We start from the raw sequence: 16,470 nt of genomic DNA on the forward strand, positions 1-16,470 counted from the left end.
TGATGGCTGTTAGAAGCTCTAGGCCCCCTCTGCCGCGCCTGACCTAAAACAGAGTTTGACCCTTGTGCCCGCACGCCTCTGACAGACGCGCTGATGGCTTTTTAGTGCGCTGAATTTGAGCGACGTTGGTCTGCCTGCCCCAGATCTGCCTGGCCCTGGTCTGACTGCCCCTGGTTCAGAGGCCCCAATGCCGGGCCGCTCTACAAGATTGCCCCGCCTAGCAGAGCGTTAAAGGAGTTTCCATGATTGACCACTCCCGCCTCAGTACCGAGCCTTTTCCCGGTTCCGAAAAGCGTTACCTGACAGGCGAGCGTTTCCCCGAAATCCGCGTGCCAGTGCGGGCCATTAAACTTTCGCCCACTTTGGAGGCGTTCGGCGGCGTGACCCGCACCCTGCCCAATCCCGACCTGCTGGTGCCCGATACCAGTGGCCCCTACACCGACCCCGCCGCGCAGATTGATTTGCAGCGGGGACTGCCACACGCCCGGCCCTGGCTGGCGCGGGCCGACAACACTGAGCCGACGCCGCGTTTCTCGGCGCTGGCTGACATGGACGGGCCGCTGCCCTATCCCAACGTGCTGACCCCGCGGCGGGCCAGAGCGGGGCGGCACATCACCCAGATGCAAGCGGCGCGACGCGGCGAGATCACGCCCGAAATGGAATTCGTGGCCGTGCGAGAAAACCTGCGCCAGGCGGCACGGTTGGAAGGTGGGGACAATGACCTCCTACAGCACCCCGGCGAGTCGTTCGGCGCGAGTCTGCCGCACGTCTACACTCCCGAATTTGTGCGGGACGAGGTCGCGCGGGGCCGGGCGGTTATTCCGGCGAATATCAACCACCCCGAACTGGAACCGACCATCATCGGGCGTAACTTCCGGGTGAAAATCAATGCCAACCTCGGAACGTCCATCGTGACCTCCAGCATTGAAGAAGAGGTGGAGAAGATGGTCTGGGCCACGCGCTGGGGGGCCGATACGGTGATGGACCTGTCTACCGGCAGGCACATTCACCAGACCCGCGAGTGGATTGTGCGGGGCAGCCCGGTGCCGATTGGAACGGTGCCAATTTACCAGGCGCTGGAAAAGGTGGACGGCAAGGCCGAGGAACTGACCTGGGAGGTCTACCGCGACACCCTGATTGAACAGGCCGAGCAGGGCGTAGACTACTTCACTATTCACGCGGGGGTGCGGCTCGCGCACATTCCGCTGACGGCCCGCCGCCGCACCGGAATCGTGTCGCGTGGCGGCAGCATCCTGGCGAAGTGGTGCCTGGCGCATCATCAGGAAAATTTTCTGTACACCCGCTTCAGCGAAATTTGCGAAATCATGGCCGCCTACGACGTGACCTTTAGCCTGGGCGACGGCCTGCGCCCCGGCAGCATTCAGGATGCCAACGACGCCGCGCAGTTTGCCGAGCTGGACACGCTGGGCGAACTCACGCGGGTGGCCTGGGAACACGGCGTGCAGACGATGATTGAAGGCCCCGGACACGTGCCCATGCAACTTATCCGCGAGAACATGACCCGGCAGTTAGACGTGTGCGCCGAGGCCCCGTTCTACACGCTGGGGCCGCTGACCACCGACATCGCGCCGGGGTATGACCACATCACGTCGGCCATCGGGGCGGCGCAAATCGCCTGGTACGGCACCGCCATGCTGTGTTACGTGACCCCCAAGGAACACCTGGGCCTGCCCGACAAGCAGGACGTGCGCGACGGCGTGATGACCTACAAGATTGCCGCGCACGCCGCCGATCTCGCTAAGGGGCATCCCGGCGCACAGGCCCGCGACAACGCGCTGAGCAAGGCCCGCTTTGAATTCAGGTGGCAAGACCAGTTTAATCTCGCTCTGGATCCCGAAAAGGCCCGGAGCTTTCACGACGAGACGCTGCCCGCCGACGCCGCCAAGACCGCACACTTTTGCTCGATGTGCGGGCCGCATTTTTGTTCCATGAAACTGAGCCACGACATCCGCGCCGCCGACGTGCTGGCGGGTCTACAGGAAAAGGCGCGGGAGTTCAAGGAGCTGGGCAGCGAGATTTATGTGGAGGGGGCGGATGACTAGGCAGAAAATGGGTGATAAGGCTGCGGGGTGCCCCCCCCTTCCCGGCGGGCCTGCTCACTCTGCTTCGCCGCTGTGCAAGCCCGTTCGGAGGAAAGAGGCAAGGGGAGGGGGGCTACCCTGCCAAATCTAATTCCCCCCACCCCCCAAATCAAAGCCGAGGCCCCCGCGTGACCCCCTCTGCCCGCGCCCTTGGCTACCTCTATCTCGTCGCCACCCCGCGCCTCAGACAGACGGAGACCGAGTTTCTGCTGCGGGTGCAGGACGCGCTGGACGGCGGCGTGGACACCCTGCAACTGCGCTGCAAGGGCGATGCGGGGCCGTACGGGGAGGCGCGGCCCTACATCGCACTGGCTGAAAGAGTGCGTGACCTCGCCCACGCCAGAAACGTGCCCTTTTTCGTCAACGACCGCGTGGACGTGGCGCTGGCGGCGGGCGCCGACGGCGTTCACCTGGGCCAGAACGACCTGCCGGTGGGCTGGGCGCGGCAGATTGCGCCGGGCCTGCGGCTTGGCCGCTCTACCCACCGCCCCGAGGATGCCGAACGCGCCCTGGCCGAAGCCCCCGCCTATTTCGCCACCGGCCCCGTCTACGCCACGCCCACCAAACCGGGCCGCGCCCCCGCCGGACTGGACTACGTGCGCTTTGTGGCTGCGCTCCGGCCCGCGCTGCCCTGGTACGCCATCGGCGGCATCGACCTGACCAACGTGCAGGAGGTGCTGGACGCCGGGGCCGAGCGCGTCGCGGTAGTACGGGCCGTTCTGGACGCGCCGGACGTGGCGGCGGCGGCCAATGCGCTGCTACAAAAGGTCAGGCAACGGGCCGACTAAGGCCCCGGCCGCCTGTTTCGTTGACCACCCGCCCAGGCACCCCTGCCCAGGCACTGACCGGGTGCCCCACTCCGCGCCCGGAACCCGCTTCCCTTCTGCCCGCGCTGCGGCGCAGCTCTACGAGTCCGCCCTGGTTGAAGGGTTTTTACATACCTTTGAACCCGAATCCGTATCATCCATCATCTCCCAACCACGACCCAGAGGAGCCGAACTATGCAGGTCAACGGACAACCCCATCCCTTTACCCCCGGCCTGACCCTTCACGCCCTGTTGCGCGAGCTGGCCATTGCCCCCGAGCGGGTCGCCATCGCTGTCGGGGACGACTTCTATCCCGGCGGGCAGGCCCCGGACTGCGAACTGGCCGAGGAAGACGTGGTGGAAATCGTGCGGGCGATTGGTGGCGGGTAGGGCACAAGGCCCGGTGCGCCTCTGTTCAAGCCTTTGCCTGCCTTCTGCCAGCCGCCAGCGGCAAAAAGGAACACCATGACCCACTCCGACCCCCTGACCATTGCCGGAAAAACCTTCACCTCACGCCTGATGCTGGGCACGGGCAAATATCACGACTTCACGGTGATGCGGGCCGCACTGGAAGCCAGCGGCACACAAATTGTGACTGTCGCCATTCGCCGCGTGGAACTGAAAGCGCCCGGTCACGACGGCCTGCTAGACGCGCTGAATTTGGAGCGGTATCAGCTGCTGCCGAACACAGCTGGCTGCCGCACCGCCGAGGAAGCTGTGCGGGTGGCGAAACTGGCCCGCGCCGCGACGGGCGTGAACTGGCTGAAACTGGAAGTTATTCCCGATCCCAAATACCTGCTCCCCGACCCCATCGGCACCCTGAAAGCCGCCGAAATCCTGGTGGGCGAGGGCTTTACTGTGCTGCCCTACATTCAGCCCGACGCCGTACTCGCCCGCGCTCTGGAACGGGTCGGTTGCGCTACCGTGATGCCGCTTGCCAGCCCCATCGGCAGCGGCAGGGGCCTGCGCACCTCCGAGCTGATTCGTACCGTGCTGGACGGCGCGGCGGTTCCGGTCGTGGTAGACGCCGGGCTGGGCGTGCCCAGTGACGCGGCACAAGCTCTGGAACTCGGCGCGGACGCCGCGCTGGTTAACACCGCCATTGCCGAGGCCCGCGACCCCGCCGCCATGGCCCACGCTTTTGCGCTGGGTGTGCAGGCCGGGCGGCTGAGCTACCTGGCCGGACGCATGGCCGAACGCGAGAGCGCCAGCCCCAGCAGTCCAGTTGCCGGGGTGGTGCGGCTGCCCGACCCCGAAATCCCGGCGTGACCACCCAAAAGCAGTGGCGCCCGGCCATCATCCATCATCCAGCTCCCATCACCATTATCGGCGCGGGCCTCATCGGGGCGACCATCGCCTTTACCCTGCGCCGCGCCGGATACGCCGTGACCCTGTGGGACGCCGATCTTCCCGGTGCCGCCTGGAAAGCCGGGGCCGGAATGCTGACTCCGGACGGCGAGGGGCTAACGGGCTGCCTCGCACAAAAGGCCCGTGAAAGCCTGCGCCTGTGGCCGGGGTTTGCCCGCGACCTGGAGGCGCAGAGCGGTGTCAACGTCCATTTCCGCGAGGGACTGGAACGGACGCAGCCGGACGGCTCCCGCCGGATGACCCCTGGCGAAGGGCAGGTGCACCCGCCGAGCGTGGTACAAGCGGCGCTGCATGGGCTGGAGGTGCGGCGCGAGACTTATACTCTTTCCCCTTCGCCGGGCAGTGTCCTTGCAGAGCAAGGGGGAGGTAGTGCGTCCAGACCGACTTCATCGGCTCCGTTTCCCCTGACTATCCTGGCAGCCGGGGCTTTCAGTGCGTGCTTTGGCCTCCCGGTCTTTCCGGTGCAGGGGCAGGCGCTCTTGCTGGAGGCCCACAGCGAGCGGCCCGCCCTGTTCGGCCACCGCCGACGCGGGGAGGGCGCAAAAGCCTACGCCCTGGCACGGCCTGACGGCGTGTACGTCGGCGCGACTGTGCGGCAAACCGCTTGCCCCCAGCCTGATGCCCACGCCCGGCGCTGGCTGGAGCAGGCACGCGGCCAGCTGCTGCCCGAGCTGTACGCCGCGCCCGTGAAGCAAACCCTGGTCGGCCTGCGCCCCGGCACAGCAGACGGCTTACCCATCGTCGGGCCGCACCCCGCCTGGCCAAATGTGCTGGTCGCTACCGGCCACGGGCGACATGGGGCGCTGCTGGCCCCCTGGACTGCACGGGAAATCCTGCGGCTGGTACAAGAAAGAACACCACTAGAGGCCCGAGCATGACTCCGCCGCCGGTGGCCCTTACTATCGCCGGTTCGGATTCCGGCGGTGGCGCGGGGATTCAGGCCGACCTCAAAACCTTTGAGGCTCACGGGGTGTTTGGCACCTCGGCCATCACGCTGATTACCGCGCAGAACACCCTGGGTGTGCGGGGCGTGGAGTATGTCTCGCCGGGGATGCTGCGGGCACAGATTCGCGCCGTGCTAGATGATTTTCCGGTTGCCGCTGTCAAGACGGGCGCACTGGGCCGCCCCGAACTGGTGCAGGTGGTGGCCGAGGAACTGCGCGGCGCGGGGTTGCCACTGGTTGTTGACCCGGTCATGCTCGCCAAAAGTGGGGACGCCCTGCTGGACGCAGCAGCCGTTCGCACCTTGCTGGACGAACTTTTCCCGCTGGCGACCCTGATCACCCCCAACCGGCCCGAATGGGACGTTTTGCGGGAGGCGGGTGCCGCCCACTCGTTGCCGCTACTGCTCAAAGGTGGACACGCCCCCACTGGCGACCTGCCTACTGGCGACGCTACCGTAACAGACGAACTTCGCACGCCCGCGCACTCGCTAAGGCTGTCGGCCCCCCGGCTGCACACCCGGCACACCCACGGCACCGGCTGCACACTGTCGGCAGCCATCACCGCGAATTTGGCGCGGGGGCTGGCCTTACCTCAAGCTGTGGCACAGGCCCACGCCTACTTACAAGCGGCGCTCAGGCGTGCGCCGGGGCTGGGCGCTGGACAGGGGCCTCTGGGCTTCAGGTCAGGGCCATAATACAAATTCCGCTAAATTCTAGTCCAGTCTGGGTGCGGGCAGGCCCCATATGGGTGCCGTTCTGCCCAAGAAGCGGGCAGGCTTGCTCAAGCGAGTCCGTTCTGCCCAAGAAGCCGCTTTGCCCAATAAGACACCGCCTGTAGCGCCAAACTCGTCTTTTTTCTCCTCGCCTGCGCCCGGATTGAATCCAACGTGGCCCAGTTCAATCGGCAGGTCGCATGACCCCTCTTACCTTGCCGCGATCAGTACGGCCCAGAGGGTTCCTTTTGCGCGGGTTGGCCGCTTGCCTTGAAGCTCTGGGCCAATGCCCGCGCTCCGCGTGCCAGCAGCGTCGTATCCACGCCCACTGCCACGAAGGTCGCGCCCAGTTCCAGGTACCGTCGCGAGAGTTTTTCATCGGCGCTGAGAATGCCTGCCGCCTTACCCGCCGCCACAATCCTGGAAATGGCTCCTTCGATGGCCTGCACCACGTCTGAATGCCCCGGATTTCCCAGGTGGCCCAGGCTGGCGCTGAGGTCGGCGGGGCCAATAAAGACGCCGTCTACACCTTCGACGGCCAGAATTTCATCCAGATTGTCGAGGGCCAGTTTCGTTTCGGCCTGCACCAGCAGACAGATTTCTTCGTTGGCCCGGTGCAGGTAGTCCGGCACAGCGTTCCAGCGCGAGGCGCGAGCCAGAGCACTCCCTACGCCCCGGACACCCTGCGGTGGGTAGCGGGTGGCGGCGACCATCTGCCGGGCCTGCTCGGGCGTGTCGATCATAGGAATCAGCAGGTTTTGCACGCCCAGATCGAGATACTGCTTGACCAGATGCACCTCACCGACGGGCGGGCGCACAACAGGAAAGACGGGATAAGCAGCCAGCGCCTGCACAATCGCCAGGGTGCTCCGAACATCGTTGGGCGCGTGTTCGCCGTCGATCAGCAGCCAGTCGAAGCCCGCACCAGCGCAGACCTCGGCGCAGTAGGAGTCGGCCAGACCCAGCCACAGGCCAATCTGGGACTGTTTGTGTCTCAGGGCCGCCTTGAACGGGTTGTGCAGTGGGTCGGTCATAGCGTCAGAATAGTCCGAAGTCACGGTCAACAGGCCCCAGGCAGGCGGATACTCGGCACATGACTACCCCCGCCCTCTCCGTTCTTGACCTGACGCCCGTGAGTTCCGGCCAGCAGCCCGGCGAGGCGCTGCGCCACACGCTGAAACTGGCCGAAACGGTAGACCGCGCTGGCTACAAACGCCTGTGGATTGCCGAGCACCACAACAGCGTGGCCTTTGTCAGTGCGGCCACCGAAATCCTGATCGCGCTGGCCGCCGAGCGTACACAGCGCATCCGTGTTGGCTCGGGAGGGGTCATGTTGCCCAACCACTCGCCGCTCAAAGTCGCTGAGAATTTCATGAGTCTGGAGGCACTGTATCCGGGCCGGATTGACCTGGGTCTGGGGCGGGCACCAGGCACCGATGGCCGCACCGCGCTGGCCCTGCGCCGCAGCCGCGAGGCGCTGATGGCCGATGATTTTCCTCAGCAGATCGCGCAGCTACGCGCCTTTGCCGCACAGCTGGACTGGCCCGCCGGAGCCGTCTTTGAAGGCGTGCTGGCCGAGCCGCGCGGCGTGCCACTGCCGCCGCTGTGGATTCTGGGTTCTAGCCTGTACGGGGCGCAGCTGGCAGGCGAACTGGGCGTGGGCTTCGCCTTCGCCTACCACTTTAGCCAGGAAAACCCGCTCACGGCGGTGCAAACCTACCACCGCCACTTCCGGCCCGGCCCCCTCGCAGAGCCTTACGCGGTTCTGGGTGTCAACGCGCTGAGCGCCGACACCGACGACGAGGCGCACGAGCTAGCCCTGACTTCCGCTGCTCTAGCGCTGGGCATTCTGAGCGGGCAGCGCGGCCCCCTGCTTAGCCCGGCAGACGCGCGGCAGTGGCTGAGCGATACGGAAAACGACCCCGCCAAGCTGCTGAAAAAAGCCCGCATCGGCACGCCGCAAAAAGTTTGGGCCGACTTGCAGGAGCTGGCGGCCCAGACGGGTGCGAATGAACTGATGGTGGCCGCATATACCCACGACCCACTCAAGCGCCAGCGGTCTTACGAGTTGCTGGCGCAGGCGGCGGGGCTTAACGGCTAAAGCGGAAGGCGACGCCGCCCAGCGGGCCGTAATCGGCGTGGAAGACGTCGCCCGGTTCAGCCTCGACGGGCCGCGTAAACGACCCCGCCAGGATGACCTGCCCCGCCTCCAGCCTGCGCCCATGCGGGGCATATTTGTTCGCCAGCCACGCTACGCCGTTCGCTGGATGGTTCAGCACGCCCGCCGCCACACCGGTTTCCTCGATCACGCCGTTTTTGTAAAGCAGGGCGCCCATCCAGCGCAGATCAACGTCAAAAGGCCGCACCGTTCGCCCCCCGGTAATAATCCCCGCATTGGCGGCGTTGTCGCTAATGGTATCGAAGACTTTGCGCGTGGCCTTCGTTTCGGGGTCTACCTGCTGAATACGGGCGTCGATGATTTCAATAGCCGGGAAAACGTAAGCGGTGGCATTCAAAACGTCAAAAATGGTGCAGTTCGGCCCCTGAAGCGGTTTTTCCAGTAAGAAGGCCAGCTCCACTTCCACGCGCGGTACGATAAAGCGGCTGGTCGGAATCTCGGAGCCTTCGGGGTAGACCATATCGTCGAGCAGCACACCGTAATCGGGTTCACTGATATTGCTGCTCTTTTGCATGGCCCGCGAGGTCAGGCCGATTTTATGACCGTACACCTCGCGTCCTAGCCCGAGCTTGTGTGCTACCCAGGCGTCCTGCACGGCGTAGGCATCTTCGGTAGTGATGCCGGGGTACTGACGCGAAAGCTGCCCAATCTGGCTGCGGGTTTCCTCGGCGGCATGTAAGCGGGCAACGGCGTCTGTGATCTGTTCCGGGGTCAGCATGATTTCTCCTGATGGAGGGGGGGCAAAGAGTCTAAGGGGCCGGAAGTCCAAGAACATTCTTAGACCTTTGGAGGCTTAGACCTCCTGGTACCGCGCGTGAATATTGTTCTTCTTCCACGTTCCGGCCTCGCTGAACTCGCCAATTTCGGCAGAGAGCATCAGCCCATGCGCGGCGAAGGCTTCAGCAAAATGCTCGGTCAGCACGGCGAACAGCGCGTCTCCAGTTTCTTTCTTGACTTCCTCGCTGCGTCCCTGGGCCAGTTTGAGCGACAGGTGTACGAAGGCGTCCGTCGGCGCAGACGAATCGGCCAGCGCATACTCGCCTAGGCGGTAGGCACGGGCGCGGAGTCCGCCTACTGGAAAGTGTTCAGGGCGGGCCAGCAGCACACCGTTTAGCTTTTGCAGCAGCTCGGGAACGCGCGGATCGGCGATGTTGTCGGTGTATTCAAGGGTGAGGTGAGGCATGGGTTACTGCGGAACGTTAAACCGCCTAAAGGCCAAACGGTCAAACAGCCTGAGCCGTCAGACGATTCGGCACCTAGACCGTTCAACTTATTTCCGCTCCCCCTCATCGGCCATGAGAGGCTCGGCGCTCTCGTCTTCCAGCGCCACCGGGTTTTCCAGTGCACCCAGGCCGTCAATTTCCATACGCATCACGTCGCCGGGGTGAACGTGGCTCACGCCTTCGGGGGTGCCGGTCAGGATCACGTCGCCCGCTTCCAGGGTCATGAAACGGCTCATGAACTCGATCAGTTCGGGGGCGCGCCGGATCATGTCCGACGTATTGCCCTCCTGCCTCAACTCGCCGTTGACATACGAGCGGATGCCCAGGTTGTAGGGGTCGGCAATCTCGTCGGCGGTGACGTAATACGGCCCCATTGGCCCGAAAGTGTCCCAACCCTTGGCCCGCATGGGGGGGCGGTAGTAGTTGGACACGTAATCGCGCACCACCAGATCGTTGGAGATGGTATAGCCGCCGACGTAGTCCTCGGCGTCTTTGGCCTTAACGCGGCGGGCGTCGCGCCCGATAACTATTCCCAGTTCGCACTCGTAGTGCATGTACTTTGCGCCGCGCGGGTAAATCACGGTTCCGCCGTGCGGCAGCAGACTGGTATTGGGCTTGAGGAACATCACTGGCTCGGGCGGGGCCGAGAAGCCCAGTTCCTTGACGTGGTCGCCGTAATTCAGCGCCAGCGCGATGACCTTGCCGGGCTTGAGCGGCAGCAGAAACTGCACGTCTGCGGGCTTGTGGGCTTCGCCCGCCGCGTCGTACAGCAGACCGTCTTGGCGAAGTTCGCCTTTGAGTGTGCGGCCCCCGGCAATAAAATTAGCGGTTTTCATGTGGTCTCCTCGGGTACATTGCACGCCCGGCATAGAGCCAGGGCGATTGTACGCGCCTGGTCCCGCTCCTTGCTGCAAGGTCTTTCCCCCAGATTACCATCCGGTACCGTCGGTGGGGGTCATCCCGGCGCGGGCTTGCGTCACCGCTGCTGACCGTCGTCGCAGCACGCGAGCAGGAGGGAAGCGGGTTCCGGGCGTGGAGTGGGCCGGGGCCTGGGCAGATTGTTAACCAGGCAAACGGCCTAGGCGCAGTGAAGCGGGGGGACGGCCCAGTATGAGCAGACCCGCCGCCTAGTCACGCGCTTGCTGGTGATTGCCCTGGGGACGGAAGTATAGATTTAACCTGAGCCGCAGAACCTTCACCGACCCGTGTCGGCGCTAGACTGCCCCATTATGCCGACCTACCGATCCAGAACCACCACCGAAGGCCGCAACATGGCCGGAGCACGCGCCCTGTGGCGAGCCACTGGCATGCAGGACGGCGATTTCCAGAAGCCGATTATCGCCGTGGTGAACTCGTTCACGCAGTTTGTGCCGGGCCACGTCCACCTCAAGGATCTCGGGCAACTGGTCGCCCGCGAGATCGAGGCGGCGGGGGGCGTGGCAAAGGAATTCAATACGATTGCCGTGGACGACGGGATCGCCATGGGCCACGACGGAATGCTGTACTCGCTGCCCAGCCGCGAAATTATCGCCGACAGTGTGGAATACATGGTCAACGCCCACTGCGCCGACGCGATGGTGTGTATCTCCAATTGCGACAAAATTACGCCGGGCATGCTGATGGCCGCGCTGCGCCTGAATATTCCGGTGGTGTTCGTATCCGGCGGGCCTATGGAGGCAGGCAAGATCAAACTTAGCGAAGGCGACCGGGCGCTTGATCTGGTAGACGCGATGGTGATGGCCGCCGATGACAGCGTGAGTGACGAAGATATTGAACTGGTCGAGCGTTCGGCCTGCCCTACCTGCGGCAGTTGCTCGGGGATGTTTACGGCCAACTCGATGAACTGCCTGACCGAGGCGCTGGGGCTTTCGCTGCCGGGCAATGGCTCGGTGCTGGCGACCCACAGTGACCGCCAGAACCTGTTCAAACGCGCCGGGCACCTGATCGTGGAACTTGCCAAGCGCTACTACGAGGGCGACGACGAAAGTGTGCTGCCGCGCAGCATCGCTACCTACGAGGCTTTCGAGAACGCCATGACCCTAGACATCTCGATGGGCGGCAGTACCAACACCGTGCTGCACCTGCTGGCCGCCGCGCATGAGGCAGGCGTGGACTTCACGATGAAGGACATCGACCAACTCTCGCGCCACGTGCCGGTGCTGTGCAAGGTTGCTCCCGCCAAGGCCGACGTGCACATGGAAGACGTACACCGCGCTGGGGGCATCATGGCAATTCTAGGCGAACTCGACCGCGCCGGGCTGCTCAAGACCAATGTGAACATGATTCACGCCCCCAGCATGAGCGACGCCCTGAATCAGTGGGACGTGGTCCGCACCCAAGACGAAAAGGTTCACGAATTCTACCGCGCCGCGCCGGGGGGGATTCCTACCGTGTTCGCCTTCTCGCAGTCGCGCCGCTACCGCGAGGTAGACCTGAACCGTGAGCAGGGCGTGATCCGCACTGCCGCGAACGCCTTCTCGCAAGACGGTGGCTTGGCCGTGCTGTACGGCAACCTCTCGGAAGACGGCTGCATCGTCAAGACGGCGGGCGTGGACGAGTCGATCTTGAAATTCAGCGGCCCAGCCCGCGTGTTCGAGAGCCAGGACGACGCCGTAGACGGGATTCTGGATGGTAGTGTGCTGGAAGGCGAAGTGGTCGTGATCCGCTACGAAGGCCCACGCGGTGGCCCCGGTATGCAGGAAATGCTGTACCCGACAAGTTACCTTAAGTCTAAGGGCCTGGGCAAAGCCTGCGCTCTGGTTACCGACGGGCGCTTCTCGGGTGGTTCATCGGGGCTGTGCATCGGCCACGTTTCGCCGGAAGCGGCGGAGGGCGGCCTGATCGGACTGGTCGAAACGGGTGACATCATCGAAATCGACATTCCCAACCGCAAGATTCACCTTGCCGTGGAGGATAGCGAACTGGCTGATCGCCGCCAGAAGCGCGACGAACTGGGCTGGAAACCCGCGCAGCAGCGCCCGCGCAAGATCACGGCGGCGCTGCGGGCCTACGCTTCGATGGCGACCAGCGCGGCAAAAGGGGCTGTGCGGAACATCTGAAGGTAGGGCGTGGAGCTGCGCTCGGGGCGATGAGGCAATCATTACCCGCCAGCTACTTACGAACGGCCAAGTGGAACAAGTGAAAAAGAAAGAGTAGGACGTAGAATGAAGGGGGCGGCGGTGTTGTTCCGGCGTGCCCATCCTTCGGAGAACTGCTCTCAGCGCAATCCGTATCAGAAAGCCGGGGCGACCATGTTCAGTCGTCCCGGCCTGTGGTGTCGGGTCTGGCGGCCTGACAAACTTTATGAGAAATCGTCCCCGATAGGGGACAATTTCTGTTAGTGACAATAAAACTGCTCCTCGGCGACGTTCCCCGACTCTACCAGAATGTTCGCCCCTTCCTCAGTCCCCTCCTTTGGAACGATCTCCGCAATGCGGACACCTGTGCCTGGCTCGTTGCAGGGTGCTTGGAAAGCCAGGTCTGCTCTCTCCCTGCATGGGTGAGCGGTCGAATCTCGAAAGCGCAGATCGCGCAAAGCCGAGAGGTTCAGGCCCGCAGGTTCCTGGAGAACCCGAAGATTGATCCTTTTGAGATCTACGCGCCGCTCGTCTTCCAGGCTCTACGCCACTGGGGCGAGCACCGTCTGGTGCTCGCTCTGGACACCAGCATGCTTTTCGGGAACTTCTGCCTGATTCGCTTCGCCGTCACCTTCAGGGGGCGATCCCTTCCACTGCATCAGGAAGTCATCCAGCACGAAAGCGCCCAGGTTTCGACCCGGCAACTTCTTCCTCTGCTCGCCCGAGTCAAAGGCATCCTTGATGCGTTGGGCATCCGTGACGTTCGCCTCCTTGCTGATCGAGGTTTTTGTGACACTGAACTCATGGATTGGCTTTGGGCCTGTGGGTGGAATTACCGCATTCGCATCAAGTCGAACCTGATCCTCGCTGACCTGAAGGGTCAGCGCCTGTGCAAACTGGACGAAATTCGACTTCAGCCCAGAGAGACCCGGTGTTTCCACAACGTCGCGATTACTGGGCAGGTTTTTGGCCCAGTCCATGTGGCGCTCGCTAGACCGACAGACGCTCAGGAGCAGTGGCAGGTCGTGAGCAGTGAGCCGACGAGCCTGGAAACGTTCGCTGAGTACGGTGAACGCTTCCAAATCGAAGAGGGCTTCCTGGACGATAAAAGTGGTTTCCATGGGCTGGAATCCTCGAAACTGCGTGATGTTGCGAGCCTGAACAGGCTCGTCATGGTTGTGGCGCTGGCAACGCTCTTTCTCATCACCAAGGGCGTGCAAATCGTTGCCGAAGGCAAACGGCGGATGGTCGATTCGCATTGGCAACGCGGACTGAGCTATCTCAAAATTGGGGAACGGGCCATGCGCTGGGCACTCAGTCGCGGCCTTGAAGTGTTTACCCACCTGGCACTGCCAGGTGGGCCAGATCCAGAACCTTTGGGAAAACGGAAGAAGAAATGCTCTAACCTCATCACGCTGCTGGAAGTCGGTTGGACCGTGGTTTTACGCCCGCTCTCATAAAGTTTGTCAGGCCGCCAGGGTGTCGGGTTCAGATCACATGTACCGGAATGCCTTTCAGATTGCCTTCCTTGGCAGGCTGAATCCCACCGTCGAAGGCTTCCATTGGGCTGGCTTCTTCAAACCAGCTGCGCGGAGTTTTTGCGCCCCACAGCGTCTGACGGCGGGGGTCGTCGCGCATCCACTTAATGGGTTCAAAGTCGGGGTCGACGGTGATGTAATCGCTGGTGTAAAGCTCAATGCGGTGGCCGTCGGGGTCACGGATATACAGAAAAAAGGCGTTGGACACGCCGTGACGCCCCGGCCCACGCTCGATACGCTCGGGCTGGCGCGCTCCAGCCAGGATGTCGCAGGTCTTGATGATGCTGCCCGCGTCGGGCATCCAGTAGGCCCAGTGGTGCAGGCAGGGGCCAGCGCCGTTGGTCAGGGCAAAGTCGTGCACGCCGCCACGCCGCTGAATCCAGGCGGCCCACCACTGGTCTTGCTCATCTACGGTATACTCGGACACCCGAAAGCCGAGTTCCTGGCAGTACCAGTCCAGCGTCGCCTTGACGTCGGGCACGCGCACGTTGCAGTGGTCTACGCGCTGTAACCCTGGGCCGCGTTGCTGGTGGTATTCCTGCAAGAGCCAGGGATAAGTTTTGACCTCATGGTAAAACGTCACCGGGATGCCGAAGGGGTCTTGCATCCGCAGCATCCGGGGGCGGTCAAGTTCTTCCTCCCAGCGGTGCGGGAGCTTCTGCGCGTCGGCCAGGGCCACCAGCGCGTCCAGGGCGGCCTCGTCGCGCACGCGGTAGCCGAGGTGCCGCACGCGGGGTTCCTCGCCGCCGCCGCACTGCTCCACCTTAAGCGTCCACTCGCGGTCTTCTACGCCGCGCAGGTACAGGGCATTAGATTCTTCGTGCAGGATGTTCATGCCGAGCAGGTCGACGTAAAATTCACGGCTGGCGTTCAGGTCTTTGACGGTGAAGATGGCCTGGGCGATGCGGATGATATCGGGCTTAGGCATGGGCCGCACCATCCCCGCGCTTCAAAAACTCCCCAATCCGCGCCACCGCTTCGCTGCTGTCGTAGACCTCGTACAGCGCCGAGTGCATCCGCACGGGGTCCCCAAAGAAAAAGCGCTCGTACAGTTCCTGGCGACCCGCAAAAGAACTCATGGACATGTCCCAGGCCAGGCGGAACAGTTTGAGGCGTCCCTCGGCGCTGGCGTTGCCGGTTTGCAAGAACTTGGCGATTTGCGGCCCCAGCGGGCCTTCGCGGTCGGCCTTGCTGGGCATCATGATGATTCCGGAGGCGCCCAGCAGTTGCAGCAGTTCGGGAAGGCGGGCGTGGTTGGCAGGGTAGTAGTTGCGGGCGGCGTCCAGCGGAGCGCGGGCGGGGGTCATCACGCCGTAGTCGTTGACCTGGGCCTGCTCACGGGCAGCGACTTCCAGCGCCCGCATGACTTCCAGCATGATGATGATTTCGGCGACTTTGCTCTGAACGTGCTGAAATTGCCCGCTGTTAATCGCGTTGACGATGCTCTGCGCGGCGCCCAGGAAGGCTTCGGTCTTGGCAATCTTGAGGTTGACCACCTGATAGGCCATGTGCAGCACGGCGTCGGTTCCGGCATACGCCTTGTTCGCCAGTTCCACGTCGTACAGCAGGAAAACGCGCTCCCAGGGAACAAGAACATCATCAAAAATCACGAAGGCGTCTTGCTCGTCAAAGCGGCTGCTCAGCGGGTGGTCTTCGCGGTCACGGCCCACGTCAATGGGTTCGCGGCACTGGAAGCTCAGGCCCGGCGTGTTGGTCGGGATACCGAAGCCCATCGCGTAGCGGCTCTTGTCGGCGTTTTCTTTCAGCACCGTACTGGGGAAAATCAGGATTTCATCGGCAATCGGCAGGGTCGCCATCATGCGTGCGCCGCGCACGATCACGCCTTTTTCCGTTTCCTCCACGATGCCCAGCGCGATATATGGGTCGGGCAGTTCGGACGCGAGCTTGGCGCGGTTGACCTGCGGATTGGTCAGCGCGTGGGTCAGGCACAGGTCGTTGTCGCGGATGAATTCGTAGTACTTCCGCATGTTGGCGGCAAAATCCTTCTTAGGGTCGCCGGGAATCGCCGCGCTGCACCCGTTGAAATATTCTGCGCCCATGCCCGCCGCCATCACGTTGGCATTCATGTAGTCGGGGGCGCGGCCCAGAAAGCCGAGGCTATAGTTGGCGCGGATGCGGTGGCTCTCGGCCATCAGGCGCAGGTCTTCTTTCGTCCTGGGCGGCATAAAGGCGCGGGCGTAGCGCTTGCCGCCCTCCTGGTAGGTGAGGGTGTCCTTGTATTCCTCGTCAAATTGCAGGTCGTAGAGGCCAGCCAGCGACTCGCACATGTTGCGGGTGTTGAGGTGCGTGGTGGGGTCTTCCACACGCTTGCCGTCAATGTAAAGGGTGGGCGGATTCTGGCGCAGGCGCTCCAAGAACTGCTGGCCGGTGATTGCGCCCTGGCCGTTGCTGTGCATGGGGGGGATGGACTTGTCGTGGTGCATGGTCGTCATGGCGTCTCCTTAAAAGGTTGAGAGGTTATCTGGTGGCCCATTTCGTAACTGCTGGCTGCACTGTGAA

15 protein-coding genes are annotated in these 16,470 nt (G+C 63.4%); 9 read left to right on the forward strand and 6 right to left on the reverse strand.

The features are described from left to right. The first annotated feature begins 242 nt into the window (after positions 1–242). The 6 genes from thiC (at position 243) to thiD (ending at position 5,915) form a co-directional block, all read left to right on the forward strand. Positions 243–2,063: a phosphomethylpyrimidine synthase ThiC gene (gene thiC, locus QZ269_RS00450; RefSeq protein WP_291423126.1), complete on the forward strand. Its 1,821-nt coding sequence runs from the start codon at positions 243–245 to the stop codon at positions 2,061–2,063. A 167-nt stretch (positions 2,064–2,230) separates the two neighbouring features. Further along, the gene (thiE, locus tag QZ269_RS00455) at positions 2,231–2,890 is read left to right on the forward strand and encodes a thiamine phosphate synthase (protein WP_291423129.1); all 660 of its coding nucleotides are present in this window, start codon (positions 2,231–2,233) and stop codon (positions 2,888–2,890) included. Between the two features lie 213 nt (positions 2,891–3,103). Next, the gene (thiS, locus tag QZ269_RS00460) at positions 3,104–3,298 is read left to right on the forward strand and encodes a sulfur carrier protein ThiS (RefSeq protein ID WP_291423131.1); all 195 of its coding nucleotides are present in this window, start codon (positions 3,104–3,106) and stop codon (positions 3,296–3,298) included. 75 nt (positions 3,299–3,373) lie between these two features. Continuing rightward, a complete protein-coding gene (locus tag QZ269_RS00465; protein ID WP_291423133.1) occupies positions 3,374–4,177 on the forward strand; it encodes a thiazole synthase in 804 nt (267 codons plus the stop codon). Then, positions 4,174–5,154: an FAD-binding oxidoreductase gene (locus QZ269_RS00470; RefSeq protein ID WP_291423134.1), complete on the forward strand. Its 981-nt coding sequence runs from the start codon at positions 4,174–4,176 to the stop codon at positions 5,152–5,154. Before QZ269_RS00465 ends, QZ269_RS00470 begins: the two co-directional genes overlap by 4 nt. Next, on the forward strand, positions 5,151–5,915 hold the full coding sequence (gene thiD, locus QZ269_RS00475) for a bifunctional hydroxymethylpyrimidine kinase/phosphomethylpyrimidine kinase (protein ID WP_291423135.1): 765 nt from the start codon (positions 5,151–5,153) through the stop codon (positions 5,913–5,915). The genes QZ269_RS00470 and thiD overlap by 4 nt, the downstream gene beginning before the upstream one ends. A gap of 242 nt (positions 5,916–6,157) precedes the next feature. Here thiD and hpaI read toward each other — a convergent pair whose 3' ends face one another. Next, positions 6,158–6,967 carry a 4-hydroxy-2-oxoheptanedioate aldolase gene (gene hpaI, locus QZ269_RS00480; protein WP_291423137.1) on the reverse strand — a complete coding sequence of 270 codons (810 nt, stop codon included), beginning with the start codon at positions 6,965–6,967 and terminating at the stop codon, positions 6,158–6,160. A 59-nt stretch (positions 6,968–7,026) separates the two neighbouring features. Between hpaI and QZ269_RS00485 the strand changes: the two genes are divergently transcribed. Further along, a complete protein-coding gene (locus QZ269_RS00485) occupies positions 7,027–8,034 on the forward strand; it encodes an LLM class flavin-dependent oxidoreductase (protein ID WP_291423138.1) in 1,008 nt (335 codons plus the stop codon). Here QZ269_RS00485 and hpaH read toward each other — a convergent pair. The 3 genes from hpaH to QZ269_RS00500 all read right to left on the reverse strand — a co-directional run bounded on the left by hpaH (position 8,024) and on the right by QZ269_RS00500 (position 10,171). Continuing rightward, the gene (gene hpaH / locus QZ269_RS00490) at positions 8,024–8,830 is read right to left on the reverse strand and encodes a 2-oxo-hept-4-ene-1,7-dioate hydratase (RefSeq protein WP_291423140.1); all 807 of its coding nucleotides are present in this window, start codon (positions 8,828–8,830) and stop codon (positions 8,024–8,026) included. The genes QZ269_RS00485 and hpaH overlap by 11 nt on opposite strands. Before the next feature lie 75 nt (positions 8,831–8,905). Further along, the gene (locus tag QZ269_RS00495; protein WP_291423142.1) at positions 8,906–9,295 is read right to left on the reverse strand and encodes a 5-carboxymethyl-2-hydroxymuconate Delta-isomerase; all 390 of its coding nucleotides are present in this window, start codon (positions 9,293–9,295) and stop codon (positions 8,906–8,908) included. Between the two features lie 87 nt (positions 9,296–9,382). Further along, entirely contained in the window at positions 9,383–10,171 is a 789-nt protein-coding gene (locus QZ269_RS00500) for a fumarylacetoacetate hydrolase family protein (RefSeq protein WP_291423144.1), read from the reverse strand. Positions 10,172–10,564: 393 nt separating this feature from the next. Here QZ269_RS00500 and ilvD point away from each other — a divergent pair, with 393 nt between their 5' ends. Both ilvD and QZ269_RS00510 read left to right on the forward strand, forming a co-directional pair. Next, complete coding sequence (gene ilvD, locus QZ269_RS00505; protein ID WP_291423146.1) at positions 10,565–12,394, forward strand: dihydroxy-acid dehydratase; 1,830 nt, start codon at positions 10,565–10,567, stop codon at positions 12,392–12,394. A gap of 407 nt (positions 12,395–12,801) precedes the next feature. Beyond that, positions 12,802–13,872, forward strand: a complete 1,071-nt coding sequence (locus QZ269_RS00510) for a transposase (RefSeq protein ID WP_291423148.1) — start codon at positions 12,802–12,804, stop codon at positions 13,870–13,872. Positions 13,873–13,900: 28 nt separating this feature from the next. Here the strand turns inward: QZ269_RS00510 and hpaD are convergent, their stop codons facing one another. Beyond that, the gene (hpaD, locus tag QZ269_RS00515) at positions 13,901–14,878 is read right to left on the reverse strand and encodes a 3,4-dihydroxyphenylacetate 2,3-dioxygenase (protein ID WP_291423150.1); all 978 of its coding nucleotides are present in this window, start codon (positions 14,876–14,878) and stop codon (positions 13,901–13,903) included. Then, positions 14,871–16,403, reverse strand: a complete 1,533-nt coding sequence (hpaB, locus tag QZ269_RS00520) for a 4-hydroxyphenylacetate 3-monooxygenase, oxygenase component (RefSeq protein ID WP_291423152.1) — start codon at positions 16,401–16,403, stop codon at positions 14,871–14,873. Before hpaB ends, hpaD begins: the two co-directional genes overlap by 8 nt. Positions 16,404–16,470: the final 67 nt, after the last annotated feature.

Origin of the sequence: Deinococcus sp. (assembly GCF_018260405.1) — a bacterium.
GTDB lineage: Bacteria > Deinococcota > Deinococci > Deinococcales > Deinococcaceae > Deinococcus.